General features: G+C 65.8%; 18 protein-coding genes. 3 read left to right on the top strand and 15 right to left on the bottom strand.

All coding sequences use genetic code 11. The annotated features are described in order from the left end of the window. Positions 1-76: 76 nt before the first annotated feature. Positions 77-559, bottom strand: coding sequence for a hypothetical protein (locus C458_RS18410; RefSeq protein WP_192815234.1), 483 nt, complete (start codon positions 557-559; stop codon positions 77-79). Continuing rightward, complete coding sequence (locus C458_RS17815) at positions 556-846, bottom strand: phage PhiH1 repressor protein (RefSeq protein WP_008574668.1); 291 nt, start codon at positions 844-846, stop codon at positions 556-558. Before C458_RS17815 ends, C458_RS18410 begins: the two co-directional genes overlap by 4 nt. A 419-nt stretch (positions 847-1,265) precedes the next feature. Between C458_RS17815 and C458_RS07960 the strand changes: the two genes are divergently transcribed. The 3 genes from C458_RS07960 (at position 1,266) to C458_RS07950 (ending at position 4,672) form a co-directional block, all read left to right on the top strand. Beyond that, positions 1,266-1,514 (top strand): hypothetical protein, encoded by a 249-nt coding sequence (locus C458_RS07960; RefSeq protein WP_049896649.1) that lies wholly within the window; start codon positions 1,266-1,268, stop codon positions 1,512-1,514. Continuing rightward, entirely contained in the window at positions 1,511-2,527 is a 1,017-nt protein-coding gene (locus C458_RS07955) for a site-specific integrase (RefSeq protein WP_008574666.1), read from the top strand. Before C458_RS07960 ends, C458_RS07955 begins: the two co-directional genes overlap by 4 nt. Before the next feature lie 408 nt (positions 2,528-2,935). Next, a complete protein-coding gene (locus C458_RS07950) occupies positions 2,936-4,672 on the top strand; it encodes a methyl-accepting chemotaxis protein (RefSeq protein WP_008574663.1) in 1,737 nt (578 codons plus the stop codon). Positions 4,673-4,825: 153 nt separating this feature from the next. Here the strand turns inward: C458_RS07950 and katG are convergent, their stop codons facing one another. The 13 genes from katG to C458_RS07885 all read right to left on the bottom strand — a co-directional run bounded on the left by katG (position 4,826) and on the right by C458_RS07885 (position 18,871). Next, a complete protein-coding gene (gene katG / locus C458_RS07945) occupies positions 4,826-6,982 on the bottom strand; it encodes a catalase/peroxidase HPI (RefSeq protein ID WP_008574661.1) in 2,157 nt (718 codons plus the stop codon). A gap of 310 nt (positions 6,983-7,292) precedes the next feature. Next, positions 7,293-7,952 carry an aspartate/glutamate racemase family protein gene (locus C458_RS07940; protein ID WP_008574659.1) on the bottom strand — a complete coding sequence of 220 codons (660 nt, stop codon included), beginning with the start codon at positions 7,950-7,952 and terminating at the stop codon, positions 7,293-7,295. Further along, positions 7,952-8,938: a nitroreductase family protein gene (locus C458_RS07935; protein WP_008574656.1), complete on the bottom strand. Its 987-nt coding sequence runs from the start codon at positions 8,936-8,938 to the stop codon at positions 7,952-7,954. Before C458_RS07935 ends, C458_RS07940 begins: the two co-directional genes overlap by 1 nt. Beyond that, positions 8,935-9,882, bottom strand: coding sequence for an aminopeptidase (locus C458_RS07930; RefSeq protein WP_008574654.1), 948 nt, complete (start codon positions 9,880-9,882; stop codon positions 8,935-8,937). Before C458_RS07930 ends, C458_RS07935 begins: the two co-directional genes overlap by 4 nt. A 1-nt stretch (position 9,883) precedes the next feature. Next, on the bottom strand, positions 9,884-10,543 hold the full coding sequence (locus tag C458_RS07925) for an AroM family protein (protein ID WP_008574652.1): 660 nt from the start codon (positions 10,541-10,543) through the stop codon (positions 9,884-9,886). Between the two features lies 1 nt (position 10,544). Beyond that, complete coding sequence (locus C458_RS07920; protein ID WP_008574650.1) at positions 10,545-11,462, bottom strand: DUF1177 domain-containing protein; 918 nt, start codon at positions 11,460-11,462, stop codon at positions 10,545-10,547. Positions 11,463-11,470: 8 nt separating this feature from the next. Further along, positions 11,471-12,640, bottom strand: a complete 1,170-nt coding sequence (locus tag C458_RS07915) for a DUF917 family protein (RefSeq protein WP_008574648.1) — start codon at positions 12,638-12,640, stop codon at positions 11,471-11,473. Then, positions 12,637-12,999, bottom strand: a complete 363-nt coding sequence (locus C458_RS07910; protein WP_008574647.1) for a hypothetical protein — start codon at positions 12,997-12,999, stop codon at positions 12,637-12,639. Before C458_RS07910 ends, C458_RS07915 begins: the two co-directional genes overlap by 4 nt. Further along, positions 12,996-14,060 carry an ABC transporter ATP-binding protein gene (locus tag C458_RS07905; protein WP_008574646.1) on the bottom strand — a complete coding sequence of 355 codons (1,065 nt, stop codon included), beginning with the start codon at positions 14,058-14,060 and terminating at the stop codon, positions 12,996-12,998. The genes C458_RS07910 and C458_RS07905 overlap by 4 nt, the downstream gene beginning before the upstream one ends. Then, a complete protein-coding gene (locus tag C458_RS07900; protein WP_008574645.1) occupies positions 14,057-15,199 on the bottom strand; it encodes an ABC transporter ATP-binding protein in 1,143 nt (380 codons plus the stop codon). The genes C458_RS07905 and C458_RS07900 overlap by 4 nt, the downstream gene beginning before the upstream one ends. A 1-nt stretch (position 15,200) precedes the next feature. Further along, positions 15,201-16,106, bottom strand: a complete 906-nt coding sequence (locus C458_RS07895) for an ABC transporter permease (protein ID WP_004063093.1) — start codon at positions 16,104-16,106, stop codon at positions 15,201-15,203. A 2-nt stretch (positions 16,107-16,108) separates the two neighbouring features. Beyond that, positions 16,109-17,128: an ABC transporter permease gene (locus tag C458_RS07890; RefSeq protein ID WP_004063094.1), complete on the bottom strand. Its 1,020-nt coding sequence runs from the start codon at positions 17,126-17,128 to the stop codon at positions 16,109-16,111. Positions 17,129-17,182: 54 nt separating this feature from the next. After that, positions 17,183-18,871, bottom strand: coding sequence for an ABC transporter substrate-binding protein (locus C458_RS07885; RefSeq protein WP_008574644.1), 1,689 nt, complete (start codon positions 18,869-18,871; stop codon positions 17,183-17,185). Between the last annotated feature and the right edge of the window lie 193 nt (positions 18,872-19,064).

Raw genomic sequence — 19,064 nt, 5'->3', positions numbered from 1 at the left:
AGCGGTGTCCAAACTCTCCTTGAGCAGGTCTGAGAGTAGCATAGATCACTCACTCTTCGACCTGTTCGTTCCTTAACTAGACGGTGCCCTGTAACCTGTCTAGGCTATCGCGGTCTTGCGGATCGTTGTGGTGGGCGATATTGTAATAAGGAATAACTGGGTTCTCACCGGACATAGTTTCGATTATAATGCGGTTCCACTCTGCGAAGATTCTCACGTGGCTGATTCTCTTTTTGATATCATTACGCCGGTCGTAGTAGTGCCCTTCTTTAACACTTAGGTCAAATGAATCCGATTCTGCACCATCTTCTGGTTTGTGTTGAAGGAGGAAATCAAAGAGCTGCGTGAGTTGTTCTTCTTCATGAGGTACCAAGTACACGTAAACACTATATCGCCTAGTTCGAACTTGTTCGTCGTGCCTTGTTTTTGTTTCAACCTCAAAATAGGGCTCCTCGAGATCGACTTCGACGCTTATTGATTGGGTCTTCGACGGCTGGTGTTCGTAGTATTCATGACCCGGAATGTATTCCTTTGATTTTAATGTGAGGCTGGTTGTCATTGGTCCGCACCGTTCTTTTTCACAATTTCCGATGCATCAACTTGGCCCTCCAGAAATTGAGTACCAAGTTCCGTGAGGCTGTACGTCCCGCTCCCTACGTTTTTCAAAAGCCCATAGTCAGCAAGCTTTCGACATTCTCTGCGAATGTACGACGGATTATAATTCATCGCACCACCAATCTCACTTAATCGGTCACAGATCGCTTTTGGAGGATGGTTCCCATATTCAGAAACGAATTCTAGGATTCTCTCATCAGCCTGTGTCAACCAGTCTGCGTGTTTCCGCATTCGGTTCTACAACGCGCACTAGAATACAAAATTCAGGCGATTTGGGCTCTATCAAACACTATGTGATTTGAAAATCAAACGTATCGTTATAATTATGTAACTGTACTCTATTGATGTGGGTACGGAAGCACCTTCTCGGACCTATCGCTGTTCGATAGGTTTCGCAGAAGCGGACCTCGCTGCTGTAACAGCAGGTCCGCGCGGGCTTCCGTGCTGTAGCCACGAAAGCCATGTTCGACTCACTTCCGCGGGCTATTGAACCCCGCGCACGAGCGCACGCACAGCCGCCAAAGAACCGTTTAGTTTCACTCGTAGGAACGCCCGATTTCGGGGGTACGTCCGGCCAATTCGTTCACTTTCACTTTCAGCCTGCGTACGAGCGGGCGTATTATTACAAAACGGGTGGCCGCCCAACTGTGATGACGACTACGCAGGTCATTTGCGATGAGAACCGGACGGACCGATGGCAGTTCACGTGTCCTCGAGGACACCGTACGTGGGAAGCGGCGCAGAACCACTTCTGGTGCCAGCGGTGCGCGTCCACCAAGGACGTTGACGGCCGGTTCCATCAACTCCGGGATAAGGTGAGCGGCGAGCGACTTTCTCGCGAGGAAGTCGTACTCCAGAGTAACTGCGACGACGACCTCGAGCTGGAGGCCGACGAATGAGCGACGATCTCCAACCACTCTCCCCCGAGGAGGGCGTGGAGATGTACCTCGATCTCCGCGAGGGCGACGTGTCCGAAACGACGCTCATGAACCACGGCTACCGGCTGAACCCGTTCCTCGATTTCTGCGAGGAACACGATATCGACAACCTGAACGACGTGACCGGCCGGACGCTGTACAAGTACTACAGCTACAAGAAGGGCGCAATCAAGCCGGTCACGCTGGACAACTACCTCACGACGCTTCGGGTGGCCCTCGATCTGTGGGCCGATATCGACGCCGTCGAAGAGGGACTTCGCGAGAAGGTGCCGCTTCCGAACCTGAAACCGCAGGACGACGTGCGCGACCGCGTGCTGCGCGGCGACCGCGCGAAGGATATCCTGAACGGGCTGGACACGTTCAACTACGCCTCTCGAGACCACGTTATCATGCTCATCCTGTGGCACACCGGGATGCGCACCGGCTCGATCTACTCGCTCGACGTGGAGGACTATGACCCCGAAGAACCGTGCCTGAAACTCCGGCACCGCCCCGAGGAGGGAACGCCGCTGAAGAACGAGGAGAACGGCGAGCGCGACGTGTCTCTCAGCCACCCCGTCGCCGCAGTCATCGACGATTATCTCGCGAAGAACCACTACGAGGTAACCGACGAGTACGACCGCGAACCGCTTATCTCGTCGTCACAGGGTCGGCTCTCGAAGGGCGCGTACAGAACGAGTATCTACGCCGTGACGCGCCCGTGCGAGTGGGGGACGTGTCCGCACGCGGAAGTAGACCCGGACGACTGCAGGCCCGCCGATAGGCGCGATAAGGCGTCTCGTTGTCCTTCGACGGTCTCGCCGCACGACATTCGCCGCGGTGCGATCACCGAGTCGCTGAACGACGGCATCCCGGTCGAGATCGTGAGCGAGCGGATGAACGTGTCTGTGGACGTGCTGGACAAGCACTACGACAAGCGCACGCACCGTGAGCGGATGGAGGTTCGTCGTCGCGTTCTTCGGGAGGTGCGGTAGTAGGATGTCTCCGGAATTTGGGATGCCACCAGTACATACCACTTACATTCCGTCGGGTCCGTTTTGTGCCGTTTCGTGGGAACGAAAGGGCTCACCTTGCACCGAACCACCCAACTTCGGTCGGGTGCTCACTGCACGCTACCCCCGCCGAGAGCCATCAAACGACAGGTTCCGTCGACCACACGGGAACGTGTCGAAAATTAAATAATTGGCTGTCGAAATCCGACAAAACACCACAATATATCGGTTTTAGAGAGAAAGTCTCCCGGTAGCAGAATCAGCGTTGATAAACGAGCGGCAATTCATTTCACCCCGAAGTCGAAGGGGAGGGGTATGGGAACGCCGACAGCGGACACGCAGAACCCTCGACGCGGTGTGGGGCGGTGGCGACAGCGGCTCCGAGACGCAGTGAGATACGTCCCGCAGGGGGACTCGATTCCGAGCGAGTCGTGGCGGGCGCGTCACCGAAACATCCTCGTCTTCCTCGTGGCGCACGCGCCGCTTTTGTACTTCCTCGGGAACTTCACCGGGTCGGAGCCGTACGTCACGGGTGCGACGCTCGCCGCCGCGCCCGCCGAGCACGTCTCGCTCGGCGTCGGAGCGGTCGTGGGGTTGGCGCTGTTCGCGTGGCTCCCGTGGCTCCCGCGCCGGATGCGGAGCGGCTTCGCATCAATCGGGTTGCTGACGTGTTCGGCTCTGCTCGTCTACTTCTCGGGCGGCTACATCGAGGCGCACTTCCACTTTTTCGTCATCGTGGCCGTCCTCGCGATCTATGAGGACTGGCTCCCGTTCGTCGTCGGTATCCTGTACGTCGCCATCCAGCACGGCGTCTTCGGCATGGACCACCCGGAAGCGGTGTACAACCACCCCGACGCCATCGCGAACCCGATGGGCTGGGGGCTCGTCCACGCGGTGTTCATCCTCATGCTCGCGTCGGCGTTAGTCACGAACTGGTTCTCTGTCGAGCGCTCCCGCGAGGAGACCAGACAGAAGATGCAGAGCCTCGAAGACAGCGAGGAGGCGAAAGCCGAAGTCGAGCGCCTGAACGAGCAGTTGATGGTGCAGGCCGACGAACTCGCCGCGGCTATGGACGCCGTCTCGGAGGGGGATTTCACCGCGAACCCGCCCGAAGGGTCGGATATCGAGGCCATCGAAGCCATCAGCGACGCGTTCACGGCGATGAAGCGCGACCTCTCGTCGACTATCGTCGATCTCCGAGCGTTCGCGGCGACCGTCGAGCGGACGACGCGGTCGGTTCACGACGACGCCGAAACGCTCGAACGGACGCAACGACAGCTCGCGGCCGACGTGGGGGCGTTCGCCACGGAGGTGCGCGAGCAGGCTCACGACCTCGAATCCACGACCGGCGAGCTGAGCAGTCTGTCGGCGACAATCGAGGAAATCGCCGCGAACGCCGACCAGGTCTCGGGCGAGGCGAGCGACGCTGCGGAGGCCGCCGAGGCGGGGACGGGGACTGCGGCGGCGGCCATCGAGGCAATCGAGAACGTCGAACGGAGCGTCGACGAACTCGCGTCGCTGGTCGAGTCGCTCGACGACCGGATGAACGACGTCTCGAAGAGCACCGACCTCATCGAGTCGATCGCCGAGCAGACGAACACGCTCGCGCTCAACGCGAACATCGAGGCCGCCCGCGCCTCGGACGGTAGCGAGGGGTTCGCCGTCGTCGCAGAGGAGGTGAAGTCCCTCGCCGACGAGACCCAGGACCACTCGGCGGCCATCGAGCGGACGATAACCGAGACGGTCGAAGACGTGGCGCGCGTACAAGCGGAGATGAAACAGACGAAGGCGCAGCTCGAAACGGGCCGGTCGACGACGACCGACGCCGCAGAAGCGTTCGCGGCGGTCTCTGACATCGTCGAGAGCGTCGACATGTCGGTCGACGAGGTCGCCACGGCGACCGACGACGGCGCGCGGACGACCGAGGAGGTGGTCGACGCAATCATCGGCGTCGCCGACCGCTCGCGGGATATCGCAGAACAGAGCGACGCGCTGGCGAGCCAAGCCGAGTCCAGAGCGGCGACGATTTCGGGGGTTCGGGAACAACTCGACGACCTCAGGGCCCAGACCGGCGGCCTGCAAGCACGGCTCGAAACGTTCGACTGCGAGGTTCCGGCCGACGACTGACTCGCCGGCAGTCGCTCGGTGACCGAGCGAGAGCGAAAAAAGCGAGCGGAAAAGTCAGCCGTCAGCCCGAAACGGCGACCGCGACCGTAGACGCCGCGGCGGGAACCGGTTTCGCGCGTCGCAACCGGCGACCGAACGCGGCGGGGAGCGCGGTTATTCGAGGTCGAAGCGGTCGTGGCTCATGACCTTGTGCCACGTCGCGACGAAGTCCTCGACGAACTCTGCTTCGCCGTCGTCGCCGCCGTACACTTCCGCGATGGCGCGAAGCCGGGAGTTCGAGCCGAAGATGAGGTCGAAGCGGGTGGCCTCCCACTCGACCTCGCCCGTCTCGCGGTCGCGGACTTCGTACAGGTACTGGTCGTCCGAGACCGGCTCCCACTCGTAGTCCATGTCGAGCAGGTTCTCGAAGAAGTCGTTCGTGAGCGTCTCGGGCTCGTCGGTGAGGACGCCGAGGTCGGAGTCCCGGTAGTTCGCGCCCAGCGCGCGCATGCCGCCGACGAGGACGGTCATCTCGTGCGCCGAGAGGTCGAGCAGGTCAGCCTTGTCGACGAGCAGGTCCTCGGGTCGCTCGTCGACGTCGTCCGCGATGTAGTTGCGGAAGCCGTCGGCGTCGGGCTTGAGCATCTCGAAGGACTCGACATCGGTCTGTTCCTGCGACGCGTCGGTCCGGCCGGGCTCGAACGGCACTTCGACGTCGTAGCCGGCGTCGGCCGCCGCCTCCTCGATGGCCGCAGCGCCGCCCAGCACGATGAGGTCCGCGAGCGAGACGCGGGTGTCGTCGGACCGCGCGCCGTTGAACGACTCCTGAATCTCTTCGAGGGTGCCGAGCACGTCGGCGAGCTGGTCGGGCTCGTTGACTTCCCAGCTACGCTGGGGTTCGAGGCGGATGCGCGCGCCGTTCGCGCCGCCGCGCTTGTCGCTGTCGCGGTAGGTGGACGCCGCGGCCCACGCCGTCTTGACCAACTGGGAGACAGAGAGCTCTGAATCGAGAAGCTCGGCTTTGAGCTCCTCGGCGTCCTCGTCGTCGATGAGGTCGTAGTCGGCGTCCGGGATGGGGTCCTGCCACAGCATCGCTTCGTCCGGGACCTCGGGACCGTAGAGCCGGGACGGCGGGCCCATGTCGCGGTGGAGGAGTTTGTACCACGCCTTGGCGAACGACTCCTGGAACTCCGCGGGGTCCTCTCGGAACTCCTCGAGCACCGCGCGGAAGTCGGGGTCCTTCTTCAGCGCGATGTCGGTGGTGAGCATCATCGGGTCGACGAACTGGTCGGGGAGGTGCGCGTCCGGAGCCGCGTCCGGAATCTTGTCCGCGGGCGACTCGTCGGCCGGCCGCCACTGCCACGCACCGCCGGGGCCCTTGTGGGCCTCCCACTCGTAGTCGAGCAGGTTGGCGACGTAGCCCATGTCCCACTGGGTCGGCGCGCTGGTCCACGGACCCTCGATGCCGCTGGTGATGGTGTCGGGGCCCTTTCCGGAGCCGTGGTTGTTCTTCCAGCCGAGGCCCTGTTCCTCGACGGGAGCCGCCTCGGGCTCGGCTTCGAGGTTGTCGCCGGAGTCCGCGCCGTGAACCTTCCCGAAGGTGTGGCCGCCGGCGATGAGCGCGACGGTCTCCTTGTCGTTCATCGCCATGCCGCTGAACGTCTGGCGGATGTTCTTCGCGGAGCCTTCGAGGTCGGGTTCGCCGTTGGGACCTTCGGGGTTGACGTAGATGAGGCCCATGACGGTGTTGCCGAGCGGCTCTTTGAGGTTACCCTCCTCGTCGAAGCGGTCGGGGGAAGTCGTCTCCCACTCCTCTTCGGGGCCCCAGCTGGGGGCCTTGTCGCCGACGTAGTCGTCGGCGCGACCGCCCGCGAAGCCGAACGTCTCGAAGCCCATCGATTCGAGGGCTACGTTGCCGGCGAGGACGATGAGGTCGCCCCACGAGAGCTGGTTCCCGTACTTCTTCTTGACGGGCCAGAGGAGTCGGCGCGCCTTGTCGAGGTTCACGTTGTCCGGCCAACTGCTAATCGGCGGGAGACGCTGGTGTCCGCCGGACGCGCCGCCGCGGCCGTCGTGGGCGCGGTACGTCCCGGCGCTGTGCCACGCCATCCGGATAAAGAGGGGACCGTAGTGGCCGTAGTCCGCCGGCCACCAGTCCTGCGAGTCGGTCATCAGCTCTTCGAGGTCGGCTTTCACCTGCTCGTAGTCGAGCTTCTGGAACTCCTCGGCGTAGTCGAACTCCTCGCCCATCGGGTCGGTCTGTTGTGCGTTCTGGTCGAGGATTTCGAGGTCTAACTGGTTTGGCCACCAGTTATGGTCAGAGCCACTCATACACCAACGGTTACCGCTTTTGGGTGATAAAATTGACTGATTTTGAATTAACTCTTGGTTATAGCCAAAGCAATCTTTTTACTTTATGAATAATTCTCAGTCGGGGAGCTCTTGACGGGTATGTATTCGCGATTGTGTCGAGATATGGATTGGTTGTGGACTGTCGATGAGCGACCCATCGAGTGTTGTTTGTCTGTTGACTGGTCGAGGATGCTGGCCCGCAACCGAGCACGACGAAATGGGTAGCTCGCGCGTGTGACCCCGAGCGCGGCGCGAGCGGCGCGGAATGCCATCGGGGTGGTCCGGCAGCTTACTGCCGTAGTGGACGCGGCGGCGCGACCGTGGTCGTCGCCACCGCGCCCATCGCCACGACAGGGTCGACGATGGGTATCGGAGCGTCGGCCCGCGCGTCGGGAATCGCGCCCGACGAGGAGATGCCGGTACAGCTCGGCGCGACGACGTCGCAGCCGGCGTCGACGAGGCGGTCGACCGCCGCGCGAATCGCCGCCCGCCCGTCGTCGGTCGTGAGGTGGGTCGTCGTCGCCGCGCCCTCGACGACTGCCTCGGCCGCGAGTCGGTCGCCGAGCAGGTGTCGGATGCTCGACCCGGCCCCGTTTTCGAGGCCGAGCGTCCCGACGCGCTCGCCGCGGGCGGACGCGACGGCCGCCACGCTCGCGCCCGCGCCGACGACTGGGATGTCGAGCGTTTCACCGAGCGCCTCCACGCCGGGGTCGAGCGCGCAACTGATACAGAGCGCATCGACTTCGGTCGCCATCTCGCGGCCGAGCGCCTCGATGTACGGGAGCGCGTCGACCTCGGCGGCCGCGTTCGGAATCCCGTCTGGGTGGTCGGGAATACACCGCGACAGCGTCGAGACGTGCGGGTAGTGCCGCTCGACGAGTCGCCCGTGGCGGGCGACCTCCCCCGGGTCGTCCAGCGTGAGCACGCGGAGGACGCCGAGTTCGGCCATCAGTCGGCACCCCCGCCGTTCCGGTCGGCGTCCGGGTCCGGGTCCGGGTCTGGCGAGTCCGAGTCCGGGTCCGGCGCGTCCAACGCGTCCGCGTCCGCCGGCTCGTCGATACCGCGGGCCTCGAAGAACCCCTGCTGGCGGAGCGCGTCGAGCAGTTCGCCCTCGCGGCGGTTCATGAAGCCGTTCGGCCCCCAGTAGCGTTCGAGCGTCTCCTGCCACTCGCGGCGGTCGTCGCCGTAGACGCTGTCGCCGTACATCTCGTTCATCGCGTCGTAGCAGGCGTCGAGTTGGTCGTCGGTGGCGTCGCGATAGCCGCCCTCGTGGAGCACCGTGTCGAGCGGGACCCGCGGGGCGTTCTCGGTCGCCTCGCCGTGACGCGGGACGCCGAGACAGAGCCCGAAAATCGGCAGGACGCCCGACGGAAGGTCGGCCGTCGCGGCGACTTCGGTGAGGTTGTTCAGGATGTTGCCGATGGGACAGACGCCGTAGCCGCGGCTCTCGGCGGCCAGCATCACGCCCATCGCGGCCAGCGCGGCGTCTATCGACCCCTCCAACAGCCCCATCGCGGGCGTCATGCGGAACTCGCGGTCGCGGTGTTCCAACAGCAGTCGAATCCGCCGGATGTCGACGCAGACGAGGAGGAACTGGCTCGCCTCCTCGACCTGCACGGTCCCGCGGCTACACAGCTCGTGAATCCGCTCGCGGCGGTCGGGGTCGCGTATCCAGACGAAACTGTACATCTGGGCCGTCCCGCTGGTCGGGGCCTTCCGTCCGGCGTCGACCATCGCGCGGACCTCGTCGTCGGGTATCTCGGCGTCGGCGTCGAACTGGCGGACCGTGGCGCGGCGCGCCAACCACGGGGCGAGGTCCGGAACCTCGGCGGCCGCCGCGGCGAGTGCGGGGCGGTCCGCGCGGTCTGTGTGGCCTGCGCGCTCCGTGTGGTCCGTGCCCTCGGGGTCACCGACCGAGGGCGTCCGGTCGCTCACACGAGCACCTCGCCGTCGGCGACGACGACCTCGCCGTCGAGCGAGACCGTCGGTTCGAGGATGACGCCGTCGAGATGCGAGTCGCAGTCGATGGTCCCGCCGAAGCCGAGGTTGTCCCCGAAGGCGACGTGGCAGGTGCCGTACACCTTCTCGTCTTCGAGGACGGTCCCGATGATGCTCGCCGCGGGGTTCGTCCCGAGGCCGAGTTCGCACACCCGTCGGGCGCAGTCGTCGCCGCTCGTCGCGTCGAGGAACTCGTCGGCGGCCGCGCCCTCGACGGACGCGATGCGCCCCGCGTCGAGTTCGACCGTCAGCGGGTCGTCGAGGACGCCGACGCCCGCGAGGCCGCCGTCGAAGACGAGCGTGCCGGTCGCCGTCCCCTCGACCGGCGCGACGTAGCTCTCGCCGGACGGGAGGTTGCCGGAGTCGCCGGGGTCGGCGATGATGCCGTCGCTCGGGATGCCGTCGCGGCCCGAAAGCGACATCGTCGCCGACGCGCCGCCGGCCTCGATGCGGGCCTCGTCGGCCGCCGTGAGCTTCGCCGTGAGCGCCGCCGTCAGGCGCTCGACCTCCTCGTAGTCGGCCGTAATCGCGCCCGCGCTGAACATCTGGTCCGTGATGCCGGGCATCGTGGCGACGCGAGCGCCGGCCTCGGTCGCGGCCTCTCTCGCCCGCGTGTGGGTCAGCGACGCGCTGGTCGGACAGACCACGATGTCGGCCGACTCCATCGCTCGGGCGACCGACGCCGGCGGCTCCATCCCGTTTCGCTCCATCGGCGGAATCTCGAACAGGCCGGACTCCAGCCCGAGTTCGACCCCCGCATCGAACAGCGCCCGCCCGATGTGGTTCGTGTCGGTGTCGGTCACGACGAGGAGCGTCTCCCCGGGATGGGCGTTCATGTTCTCGGCGAGGAGTCGCTTCGCCACGGCGCGGTGGTCGGCCACGTCAGAGCACCTCCTCCGCGGTCTTCGCCAGCACGGACCGCCCGAGCAGGACGCCCGTGCCCGTTAGCTCGCGGACGGTCGCTTTCATCTCGGGCGTGTAGCCCATGCAGTCCATCACGATGAGGTCGGCGTCGGTGCCGATTTCGGCCGCCGCGGCCGACACCTCGTCGTCGGCGGCGTACGGCGAGCCCGCGGCGGTGACGAGGTCGTAGTCGGCCCACTTCTCGAACGTCATGGCCTCCTGTTCCTCCTTGGGCATGATGACGCCGAGGGTCCCCCCGTCGAGGATGGTCGAGACCCACGCCGAAAGCAGGTCGCTCGGCTCGAAGACGGGCACGCTGACATCGAATCGCGGGAAGTGACCCGTACAGAGGACGCCGATGGCCGTCACCTCGGATTCGAGGTCGCGGATGCGCTCTCCGAGGAGTTCGACGACCGACTCGCGGTCGACGGTGACGGCCGTGCCGTCGGCCAGCCGCGAGACGTACACCGGCTGTCCCTCGCGCGGGCCGACCGCGGCCTCGACCTCGGCCGCCGAGTCGAACCGGTCGAGCGCGCCGACCTCGACGATGTCCACCTCGGGCGGGAGCGCCGCCGCGATGTCGGGCGTCACGTCGGTCCGGGGGGCCTGCCCGATGGTCACGAGTCCGAGCGTCGACATCTCAGACGCCCTCGCCCAACGTCTGGAGGCGACCCATCGAACCGTACAGCGACGTGAGTCGGTCGTACTCGGCCTCGTCGTAGAACGACGCGCGGCCGCGGGTGAAGTCCTTGGCCGTCTCGACGACGAACCCGGTCGCGTCGAGCAGGTCGGTGAGGTAGTTCGCGCCGGTCCCGCAACCGGGGACGGGCGAGACGCTCGTCGTCGCCACGCCCACGACGGGCGCGTCGGTGGCCGTCGCCGGCTGGAGGATGCTGTTGATGTGGTGCACGTCGTTGCCGTAGGGGGTGATGTCCTGCATCGTGAGCGTGAGCGTGCTCGGCGGGCGGCCGGTCGCCCGCTCTTGGATGTCGAGGAGGCTGTCGCTCACCTTCAGCACCCAGCCCTCCTTGACCGTGGGCGTGATGGCGAAGCCGCGCTCGCAGTGGACGCGGTTGCCCTTCGTGGCGTCGACGGAGACGACGGCGTCCATCTCCTCGTCCACCTCGTGTTCGTTCATGGTGCTCGTATCGACCGGACTACCCATGAAGGGCACCGGGTCGTGGGGGGAGGTCGGCGCGTCGGGACAGACGTGCGTGGCGATGCGAACGTCGCCGGCGAGCACGTCGCCGCGCTCGCGCATCTCGCCGAGGTGGAGCGCGACCGCGAGGGCGACGATTGCCCCGTCGGCGTCGGAGACCGGGCCGAGTTCGGCCGGCCGCGCGGCGACCCCGCCGAGGCGACCGACGACGCCGAGCGTCGGCGCGTCCGGGTCGCGACCGGGGACGACCGTCTTGACGAAGTCGGTCGACCCCTCGTCGGTCGAGATGGTCGTCACCTCGGTGTCGAGGCCGTACGTTTCGAGTGCGTCGCGTACCAGTTCGCCGTCCGCGTCGGGACGGCTGAGGATGTCGTAGGCTTGCTGAATCTTGTCGAACATGAGTGTCGTTAGTTGAATACGTGTGATTTGACCGCTTTTCCGACCGCCTGTTCCACCGGGTCGAAGAGCGCCGGGTCGGCCATCCCCGCGCCCAGAGAGAGGTTCGCCGCGGGCGCGACGACGACCGCCACGGACCGCCCCTCCGCGAGTTCCGCCGTCGAGACGGGCATCCCCGTCTCGGCGTCGAGCGTCGTGATGAGGTCCGGGAACGTCGCGAGGCGCTCGCCGTCGAGGTCGAGCGTCATGTACTCGTTCCAGAAGGTGAGTTCGCGCCCCTCGATTTCGACCTCGCCCACGTCGAAGCCGCCGGTCGTTTCGAGCGCGAACGACTCGACGGGACCGACGAGCGAAACTTCGCCGCCGAGCACGTCGGCGACGCGTTCCGCGGCGTCGCGGCCGTCGTCCGCGAACCTGACCGCGCGACCGACCGCCTCGGCCTGGTCGTAGGTGTCGAGCGCCGCGTGCGCCTCGGCGTAGCTTGCCGAGACCGGGTTGCGGGCGACGGCGACGAGGCCGCCGGCGTCTTCGGCCGCGTGTCGCACGAGCGACGCCGCCGTGCCGAGTTCCGCCTCGACGACCGTCTCCAGTCGGCTGGCGGTGCCCGGAACGCCGCCGACCGCCGCCTGCACCGACTCGGCGTCCTGCGACAGCCCGATAGAGCCCATCGGCCCGGTCGGGTGCGCCCGCCCGTTGCAGGCGGCATCGACGAGCGGGAGGCCCGTCACGGCCGACTGGAGTAGGCCGTTGACGGTGGCGAACCCGCCCATCTCGTTCGTCATCAGCGCGCCGACGGTCGTCCCGTCGGCCGCGAGTCTGTCCACCAACAGTTCGACCGCGCGCACGTAGTCCGCGGGGTCGACGTGGCTCTCGGTCGCGGCGGGCGCGCCCACGCCGCTGACGGTCAACACCACGTCCGTCGGGTCGAGGTCCGCGACCGAGACGATGGTCGGCCGGCCGTACTCGACGGCGAGTTCACCGAACTCGATACCTTTCGAAAGCGAGCCGCCGCCCCCGCCGCCGAGGACCGCGCCGCCGACCGCGATATCTTCGACCCATTCCGCCGTTATCGTCCGCCCGCCGTCGGTCGGCGCGGGACGTGTGTCGTCCGGTTTCGGGCTCTGTACGTCGTCTGTCGGCGCGGGCTGCGCGCCGTCCGGATGCGTGTCGTCTGTCGTCATTGGGGTGCCTCGGGGGAATCTGCGTCGGCGGCCGTCACGCTGAGGAACGCGTTCGGCCGCTGTCTGTCGGCGTCGCGAAGCGTCGCGGTCCCCCGCGCCCGGAGTCGCTTCATGCCCGCCGCGAGCAGGTGATACGTCTGGTCGCGGCCCATCGATTCGAACAGCCCGTCGGATTTGGCCACCGCCGTGGCGCAGACCTCGTCGTCGCGGCACGGCCGGTCGCAGGCCGAACACGCCGGCTGGGCGGCCTTGAACGCCGCCGGGTCGGACGCGCACGACCGGAGCAGTTCGTCGGTCCACGGGCGGTTCCGTCGCGCCCGCCGGAGGGCGGCGAGACGGTCTGTGCGTTCCCCGGTCATTCCCACTCCGCGCCCTCCTCGAACCGGTCGTCGTGGAGGAAACACCGCGCGACCTGGTCCGGCCCGCGCTCGTACAGTTCGGGCTCCTCGACCGCGCAGGCGTCGAACTCGTGGGCGCAGCGCGACCGGAACGCACAGCCGCTGGGCTTCTCCCGCGGGTCCGGCACCTCGCCGTCGAGCGTGATTCGGTCGGGTTTCGCCAGTTCGTCCTCCTCGCTGATGGTCGAGATGGCGGAGAGGAGCGCCCGGCTGTACGGGTGTTGCGGCGACCCGAACACCGAGTCCACGTCTCCGACCTCCACGAGCCGTCCGAGGTACATGACGCCGATTCGGTCGGCGACGTTCTTCAGGAGCGAGAGGTCGTGGGTGATAAACAGGTAGGTGATGCCGAACTCCGCCTGTATCTCTTCGAGGATGTTGATGATGCGGGCCTGCACGCTCACGTCGAGCGCGCTCGTCGGCTCGTCGAGGACGACGAACTTCGGGTTGAGCGCCACGGCGCGGGCGATGCCGACGCGCTGTTTCTGCCCGCCCGAGAGCTGGCCGGGGTAGCGGTACATGAACTCCCGGGGAAGGTCCACCATGTCCAAGAGTTCCTCGACCCGTTCGAGCCGGGCCTCGGAGTCGCCGTAGTCGTGAATCTTCAGGGGTGCCTCGATAATCGACTTGACGCGGTGGCGAGGGTTGAGGCTCGACGACGGGTCTTGGTGGACGATTTGCATGTTCCGACGGAACCGCTTGAGCTCGCCGTCGGAGAGGTCGACGACGTTCTGGCCGTCGATTTCGACCCGCCCGCTCGTCGGCTCCGTCAGGCGGAGCATCGACCGGCCGGTGGTCGTCTTGCCGGACCCCGACTCGCCGACGAGGCCGAACGTCTCGCCCTCCGCGATGGAGAAGCTCACGCCGTCGACGGCGCGGACCTCCCCCGCCTGCTTCTGGAGGATGCCCTCGAAAAGCGGGAAGTGTTTCTTGAGGTTCTCGACCGTGACCATCGGGTCGTCGAGGTCGCGGTCGCGCTGTACCCCTGCGGTCGGGTCGGTCGTGTACGCTGAGTCGTTCATTGGTCCGTCCCTCCGTCGGCGGAGATATCGCCGGGCGCGTCGCCGCTCGGGCCGTCGCCGCCGGCGGCCAGCCACGGCGCGGTGCCGATATCGACCGGGTCGGCGGCGAGCGATTCGTGGCGCTCGCGGGCCGGGCGGCCGCCGAACAGGTGGCACGCGGTGGCGTGGTCGGAGCCGGTCTGCCGCGGGTACGGGTACGCCTCGTGGCAGGCCGGTTCCGCGTGGGGACAGCGGTCAGCGAACCGACAGCCGGCCGGCGGGTCCGTGTAGTCGGGCAGGTGCCCTTCGATGCCGTCTCCGATGCCCGTCGAGAGCGTCGGGATGCTCTCCAACAGCCCGCGGGTGTAGGGGTGCTGCGGGTTCGCAAACAGGTCGGCGGTCGGCGCTTGCTCGACGATTTCGCCCGCGTACATCACGTTGATGCGGTCGCTGACCTCGCGGGCGACGCCGAGGTCGTGGGTGATGTAGAGGACGCTCGTGTCGCGCTCTTCGACGAGTTCGTCGAGGAGGTCGAGCACCTTCGCCTCGGTCGTCACGTCGAGGGCGGTGCCCGGTTCGTCGGCGATGAGCAGGTCCGGCTCCGACAGGAGCGCGATGGCGATGAGGACGCGCTGGCGCATCCCGCCGGAGAGTTCGACCGGGTAGCTCTCGAAGACGCGCTCGGGGGCCGAGATTTCGACCTCGCCGAGCATCTCGATGGCCCGCTTCCTGTGGTCGGCCTTCGAACCGGTGGACAGCGCGTCGCGGACGAGCTTCGACAGCGACAGGCGCGGCCGCCCCTGCCACTTCAGCACGTCCATCATCTGCTCGCCGACCGTCAGGACGGGGTTGAGACTCGTCATCGGGTCCTGCATTATCATGCTCATCTCCTTGCCGCGCCGCGAGTGGCGCTCGGCGTCGGAGAGCGAGAGCACGTCCTCGCCCTTGTAGCGAATTTCGCCCTCGGGGATGGTCGCCGCGGGGAGCAGTCCCATGATGGACTTCACGGTGACGCTCTTGCCACAGCCCGTCTCGCCGACGAGCGCCGCGGTCTCGCCGCGGTCGATGGTGAAATCGATACCGTTTATCACTTCGGCCGTCCCGTCGTGGGTCTCGAAGTGGACGTGGAGGTTCTTCACCTCCAAGATGGGGTCCGCCATCTCAGTCCACCTCCACGTCGAGCACGTCGCGCAGGCCGTCACCGATGAAGTTGAACCCGAGGACGGCGAAGGAAATCGCCAACCCGGGGAACACGGCGATCCACCAGAAGCTCGTGACGTAGTTGCGGCCCTGTGCAATCATCGCGCCCCACGTCGGCGTCGGCGGCTGCGCGCCGAGGCCGAGGAACGACAGGCCCGCGCCGACGAGGATGACGAAGCCCATGTCGAGGGTCGCCTTGACCGTGATGGGGCTGACGACGTTCGGGAGAATCTCCTTGAACGTCGTCCGCATCCACCCCGACCCGAGCGCCCGGCTCGACTCGATGAACTCGTCTTCCTTTATCGAGAGCACCTCGCCCTGCACGAGGCGGGCGTACCACGACCACCACGAGAAGGCGATGGCGACCATGACGTTGAACAGCGACGCGCCGGTCGCGGCGACCACCGCCATGGCGAGGAGCGTGGGCGGAATGGCGAGGAAGATGTCCGTCACCCGCATGATGACGGTGTTCGTCGTCCCGCCGAGGTAGCCCGCGATGAGCCCGAGCGTCACGCCGATTGAGATGGCGATAGAGAGGACGATGCCGCTCATCAGGAGCGACAGGCGCGCCCCGAACAGGACGCGGCTGAAGATGTCGCGGCCGGTCGTGTCGGTGCCCATCAGGTGCGTCGCGCTCGGCGGCTCGCTCGCCTGGTCGAAGTAGACGCCCGCGCCGGCGTGTTCGGGGAACGGCGCGATGTACGGCGCGAGGAGCGCCGCGGCGACGAGCGTCAGAATCATCGCCAGTCCGACGAGCGAGAGCTTGTTGCCCGCGAAGGTCCGAAAGCCGCGTTTGAGCTGTCGAAGCCGCTCTTTTCGGGCGGCGCTCTCGGTGTCGAGAAACGGGATGGAGGTCTTCGTGGACACGGCTATCCCTCCTCCAGCCGCACCCGCGGGTCGAGGTAGCCGTACAGCAGGTCGACCACGAAGTTGGCGGTCACGAAGCCGATACCGACCACGATGGTGACGCCGACGATGGCGTTAAAGTCCTGATAGAGGATGGCCTGCACGCCGTAGCGCGCCATCCCCGGCCACGCGAAGACGATTTCCACGAGGAACGCGTTCCCGAGGAGGAAGCCGAAGGCGAGGCCGACCACCGTGAGTGAACTCGTAAAGGCGTTTTGGAGCATGTACTTGTATTCGATGAGGGTGTTCGGAAGGCCGTAGGCCCGCGCGGCGAGGACGTAGTCCTTGCGCTGCTCGTCGATCATGTCCGAGCGGATGAGCCGCATCACCTGCGCCAGCGTGGCGAGGCCGAGCGCGACCGTCGGCAACAGGAGGTGCGTGGCCGCGTCGAGGAACGTCCCGAACTGGCCGGCGATGAGGCTGTCGACCAGATACAGCCCCGTGACCGCCGGCGGGGGAGCGACGCCGTCGCTGAGCCGCCCCGAGAGGGGCAACAGCCCGAGGCTGACGACGAAGACGATTTGGAGGACGATGGCGACCCAGAACCGCGGCATCGACACGCCGAACAGGGCGGTGATGCGCGAGAGGTGGTCCTGCCAGCGGTCCTTGTTGGTGCCGGCGACGACGCCGAACGGAATCGCCAGCAGGACGGCGCAAAACAGCGTGACGACGGTGAGTTCGAGCGTCGCGGGCAGGCGGGCGACGATGTCGGAAAAGACGTTGTTGTTCGTCCGCAGCGACATCCCCCAGTCGCCCTGCACGACGCCGACGAGCCAGTCGACGTACTGCATCGGCAGGGGCTGGTCAAGCCCCATCTCGGCCCGCAGCGCCGCGACTTGCTGTTGCGTTGCTTCCGGTCCGAGCGCCAACCGAACGGGGTCGCCCGGAATCACGCGGGATATCAGGAAGATGAGCACTGATAGCCCGAAGATGACGGGGACCGAGTGGATGGCGCGCCGAACGAGGTAATCTACGTATGACATTGGTGAGTTAGGTCGACGCCCCGAATCGGGGCGTCGGAAACCGCCTGGAGACGGTTACTCCGCGCGACCCTCGCCGCTGCGAGTCATCGAGTGAACGTCCCAGTCGAACGACATCACGCCGCGGTACTGCCAGCCCTCGACGTTCTCGTTGATGCCGATGCGGTACGGCGGGTTGGCGATGTAGACGCTGGGCATGCCCTCGACGATGAGCGCCTGCGCCTCCTCGTACTTCTCCAGCCGCGACTGGAGGTCGGTAGACTTGCGCGCTTCTTCGAGGGTGGCCGCGATTTCGTCGGTGGAGTACCACGACTGGGAGATGTACGACCCGAACGAGGAGGGGTGGTACATCAGGTAGGTGTGGCTGTCCGGCGACGGCATCTTCGCCGTGTGGAAGATGTTCGTCATGTGGGCGGTCGACTCGGCGCTCGTCGCGCGGTCGGTGAGGCGGGCCCACTGCAGGGGGTTGATTTCGAGGTCGATGCCGAGTTCGTTCAGCCCGGCCTGATTGAGAAGCCCCATCTGGCGCTGGAGTTCGGTCCCGGCGACGACGACGTGTTCGAGGCCGATTTCGTTGATTTCGTCGACGGAGTAGTCCGCCTTGTCGAGGAACTCCTTGGCCTTGTCGAGGTCCTGTTCCATCGGGGCGAGGTCGTCGTTGTGGCCCGCCATCTCGCGGGGGACCGGCCCGGCCGCGATACCGCCGCCGCCGATGATGTCGTTGACGGCGCTGTCGTAGTCGAAGGCGTAGGCGATGGCCTTCCGGACGTTGATGTCGTCGGTGGGTGCCTTCCGGCAGTTCAGCGGGAAATGGAACAGCTGCAACTGCGGCACCTCGGGGACGCGGACGTTGTCGTACGAGTCCATCTCGGCGTACGCCTGCGTGCCCATGTACTGGTCGGTCATGTCGCCTTCGCCCTGCTGCATCGTCGTCTTGATGGTGGACTCCTCGGTGATGACCGTCGAGCGGAACGTGTCGAAGCTGTCCTCGCTCCAGCCCTTCCAGTAGTCCTCGTAGGCCGACGCCTCGATGGAGTTGCCCTGCTCCCAGTTGTCGAGGACGTACGCGCCCGACCCGGCGGAGTTGCTCTGGAGGTAGGCGTTCCCGTAGTCGCCGTCGGTTTCGTTCTCCTGGACGACGGCGCTGTTGACGATGTAGAACTGGACGAACGTCGCCAGCGCCGGCCCGTACGCCTGATTGAACTCGAAGGCGACGGTCCGCTCGTCGCGGACGGTGATGTTCGAGGGGTCGAGGTAGTCGAGCCAGAACGACGAGTAGCCGCGCTGGAGTTCCAGCATCCGGGTGAGCGAGTACGCCACGTCGTCGGCGGTCAGCGGCGTGCCGTCGGAGAACGTCACGTCGTCGCGAATCGTGAACACCCAGGTCTGCCCCTCGTCTTCGGTGTCCCAACTCTCCGCGATGTGGGCGGTCGGCTGGAGCGTCTCGGCGTCGACCGTGATGAGTTCGTCGTAGAGGTTCTGCGCCGCGAGCCCCTGCGTGTAGTCGACCTGCTCTGCGGGGTCGAGCGTCCCGAACACCTGCCCGGCGATGAAGTGGAAGTCGTTGCCGCCGCTCCCACCGCTTCCGCCGTCGCTCGTCTGTTCGGTCGCGGTCGAGTCGCTCCCGGAACTCCCGTCGGTCGTCTCGGTCTGCTGTGCCCCCTGACAGCCAGCGAGGGCGACGCTCGTCGCTCCCGCGCCGATGAGCTTCAGCAGTTTTCTGCGTTCTATGTTGCCGGTTGGCATGGAGGGTTGTGGATAGCCCATTCGTATAAACCTTTCCTAGTGGTTAAACATATCGTCGATAAATGGAGATGATTCATCTAATTATATATTCGTAATAATTGTAGAGAGGGCCGAGAGCACAGATACATAGACGGATGAGTACATCAAGCAGAGATAGATACTGATTCAATCTATTCTCACCCAATAGAGCACA

This window comes from Haloferax sp. ATCC BAA-644, assembly GCF_000336975.1.
Taxonomy (GTDB): domain Archaea; phylum Halobacteriota; class Halobacteria; order Halobacteriales; family Haloferacaceae; genus Haloferax; species Haloferax volcanii.
Note: the sequence above shows the minus strand (reverse complement) of the source record. Positions and strands in the feature narration are given on the sequence as shown.